This window comes from Nocardia sp. NPDC058497 (genome assembly GCF_042720195.1).
Classification (GTDB): Bacteria; Actinomycetota; Actinomycetes; order Mycobacteriales; family Mycobacteriaceae; genus Nocardia.
On sequence record NZ_JBHXMY010000623.1, the window covers coordinates 1 to 3,395 of the forward strand.

The window sequence follows — 3,395 nt, forward strand, 5'->3', positions numbered from 1 at the left end:
GGTCCTACACCTCGCGGGTGCCGGTGCTGGCCCTCATCGGACAGCCGCCGACGAATCTGGAAGGCCATGGCGCCTTCCAGGATTCGAGCGGGCTGGCCGAATCTATCGACGCGGCAGCGTTGTTCGCCACCGTCAGCCGGTACTGCGTGCGAGTCACCGATCCGGCTGCTCTGCCCAGGCAGTTCGCGGCGGCCGTCGCGGCGGCCCGGGCAGGCGGCCCGGCTGTGCTGCTTCTGCCGAAAGATGTTCAACAGCAGTCGATGCCGACGCTAGCTGCCGCCGACCGCAGCAACGCCGAGCAATGGCGCGGAGCCCAGCGCAACGGCTCCCGGCAGCCCGCCATGGCCCCGTCACCGATGACGACCGCCCAGCCCGCCACAGCCCCCACACCGATGACGACCGCGCAGCCCGCCACGGCCACCACGCCGGTAGCGACCGCGCAGTTGGCCACCGCACCGGTGACTACTGCACAGCCCGCCTCTGCCACGGCATCGACGACCGCCTCGACCAACGTGATCGCCGAAGAACTCGCCGCCGCCCGCCGCACCGGGAAGGTGGTGATCATCGCCGGTGATCAGGTAGCCCGCGACAATGCCCGCGCCGAGCTCGCCGAACTCGTCACCGCGCTGGACGCCTCGATCGGCCTGGCGCCCGATGCCAAGGATGTCTACGCCAATACCGGCCCCGGCTACTGCGGCGTCGCGGGGAGCATGGGCCACGCCGAGCTCGTCGAGGCGCTGACCTCGGCGAGCGCCTGTCTGCTGATCGGGACCCGCATGCCGGTCACCGCCCGCGCCGGCCTCGAGTCGGTCATCGCCGATATCCCGCTGCTCAGCATCGGCGCGCTGCCGCCGTATCCGGCCGCGCTCCACGTCACCGGAACCGATCTCGCCGCGGCCATCGCGGACCTACTGACCCGTCTCGACGCCACCCCGGCCGCCATCACCGCACCGACCCCCGACCTCACCCCCATGTCCGTGCCCGGCGCCGCGGGCCCCGGCCTGCGCTACCGCACTGTCGTCGAGGCGATTCAGCGCGAACTCCCCCGCGGCGCCGATATTTTCGCCGACGCTGGTAACACCGGCGCGTCCGTGGTGCATTACCTGAGGGTGCCCGAGGGCGGACGTTTCGTCGTCGCCCTCGGGATGGGCGGGATGGGCTACGCCTTCGGCGCGGGGATCGGCTCCGCGTTCGCCCGGCACGACGCCGCCGACGGTCCGCATCGCACGATCGTGATCGCCGGCGACGGCGCGTTCTACATGCACGGCATGGAACTGCACACCGCGATCGAACACGATCTGCCGATCACCTTCGTCGTGTTCAACAACAACGCGCACGCCATGTGCGTCACCCGCGAACAGCTCTACTACCGAGATCGCTACAGCTTCAACCGTTTCCGCCCCGCACACCTGGGAGCAGGCATCGCGGCCATGTTCCCCGGACTCCCTGCCCACACCGTCGACGACCCCGCTGACCTCACCGACGCCCTGCGCGGCAGTTTCGCCGCCACCGGCCCCTCGTTCCTCGAAATCCTGTGCGACCCCGACGAAATCCCACCCTTCCTGCCGTTCCTGTCAACCATCGACGCCGCCAGGAGTACACCGTGACCACCAGCGCCCTGCCCGCACTCAGCGACATCCCCGAGGGGGTGATCCCCGGCGTGCTGCGCATCGAGAATTCCGATCGGGAGGCGACCACGCCGATCATCATGGACATGCTGCGGTCGGTGTACCCGCATGACCAGATCTACGGCGACTACTGCCCCGTGCAGACCTACATCGCGGCACCACCGCGCGAGGTCTTCGAGTATCTCGCCGACACCCGCTCACTCGAGGAGTGGACCTACAGCCTGCGCGGATTCCACGAGACCGACGAGCCTGGACTGTGGCTGTCCTACGACCGGCTCGGCGATACGACCAAGTGTTTCACCAGGACCGTCGCCCATCCCGAGGCGATGACCGTCGACTACCACTGCGCCTGGGACCAGTCCGAACACCTGTGGATGATCTACCTGATGCGGGTGGTCGACGCGCAGGTCGTGTTCGACAAGCCCGGCTCGGTGGTGCTGTGGGTCAACTGCAAGCACCCCTTCTACGACGAGAACGGCTATCCGGAGACCGCGCCGCCGAAGCGCCCGGTGTGGGTCGGCGATTTCTGGGAGATGTTCTCCGCGGGTCACCAGCTGGAGCTGGACAACCTCAAGGCCATCTGTGAATACCGCGCGGCCAACGGGCTGCCGATCAAGCCGGAGTGGATGCAGTGAATTTCCCGCAGGTGAGTCTGGTCGACGTCGCGAGCTATCTGCCCGGCGATCCGGTCCCGACCGACTACTTCACCCAGTACTCCCGCTCCGAGCGGATGGCGAAGAACGTGATGTTCCGGTCCCCCACCGGGCGCCATCACATCGCCCGCGACGAAACCGCCGTCGACATGGCCGAACAGGCCTTCGCCCCGCTGCGGGAACGGCACGGCGACGACCTCGCGGCCGAGATCGACATCCTCATCACCCATACCCAGCTGCCCGACAATCCGGTCATGGGCACGGGTCCCGAGCTGGCCCGGCGGCTCGGCGCGAAACCGGCGCACGTCCTGGATGTGCACAACGGCGGCTGCGCGGCCTTCGTGCACATGATGGGGCTGGCGCGCATGATCATGGCCACCAGCGATGCCCGTACCGCGCTGATCGTCGCCGCCCAGAACTGCGCGGGACCGGTGTTCACCCAGTCCGACATCCGCAAACTCGCCCAGGCGCCGGTGCCCGGCGACGGCTGCGGCGTCGGCCTGCTGCGCAAGGACGACTCGGCGCCGATCCTCGATATCGAATGCCGCACCTACCCCGAATTCGCCGGTGACATGGACTTCTCCACCAACGGTTCGCGCAAGTACTGGGAACCGGGTGAGGGCCAGGGCTGTGTGACCTTCACCGAATCGAAGATCACCAAGGTGTTCGCGCGCGGCAACCGGCTGGTCCCCGAGGTCGCGCTGGCGGTGTGCGATCACATCGGGGTGAAGGGCCGCGATATCGACACCTTCGTCACCAATCAGCCCAACCGGCTGTTCCTGCGCAACTGGCACGACGCGCTGGAACTGCCCGCCGAACGTCATCCCGACACCTTCGACGAGTGCGGAAACCTGTTCGCCGCGGGCATTCCGGTGACGCTCGATGTGGAGAACCGGGCGGGCAGGTTGCGCAACGGGTCGGTGGTGCTCATGTCGGCCTTCGCGCACGCGGGCGACTTCGCCGGCGCGGCCGCCGTGCGGTGGGGCGCGGCGCGATGACCATCCGCTTGGCGGCACCCGCCATACCCCCCCCGCGGGGGCGCCCCCCCCCCCCCCCCCCCCCAGGTGTCAATTGGCGGAGCCCGAAAACCTAAAGCCCCCCACCCGACGGCCGA

General features: G+C 68.6%; 3 protein-coding genes. All 3 read left to right on the plus strand.

All coding sequences use genetic code 11. From position 1 onward, the window contains the following. Positions 1-1,607: thiamine pyrophosphate-binding protein (locus ACFWPJ_RS28375; protein WP_378855896.1), on the plus strand; the 1,607-nt coding region annotated here is incomplete at its 5' end. Continuing rightward, entirely contained in the window at positions 1,604-2,263 is a 660-nt protein-coding gene (locus tag ACFWPJ_RS28380) for an SRPBCC family protein (protein WP_378855898.1), read from the plus strand. The genes ACFWPJ_RS28375 and ACFWPJ_RS28380, both read left to right, overlap by 4 nt. Next, positions 2,260-3,279: a 3-oxoacyl-ACP synthase III family protein gene (locus ACFWPJ_RS28385; protein ID WP_378855900.1), complete on the plus strand. Its 1,020-nt coding sequence runs from the start codon at positions 2,260-2,262 to the stop codon at positions 3,277-3,279. Before ACFWPJ_RS28380 ends, ACFWPJ_RS28385 begins: the two co-directional genes overlap by 4 nt. Positions 3,280-3,395 lie beyond the last annotated feature (116 nt).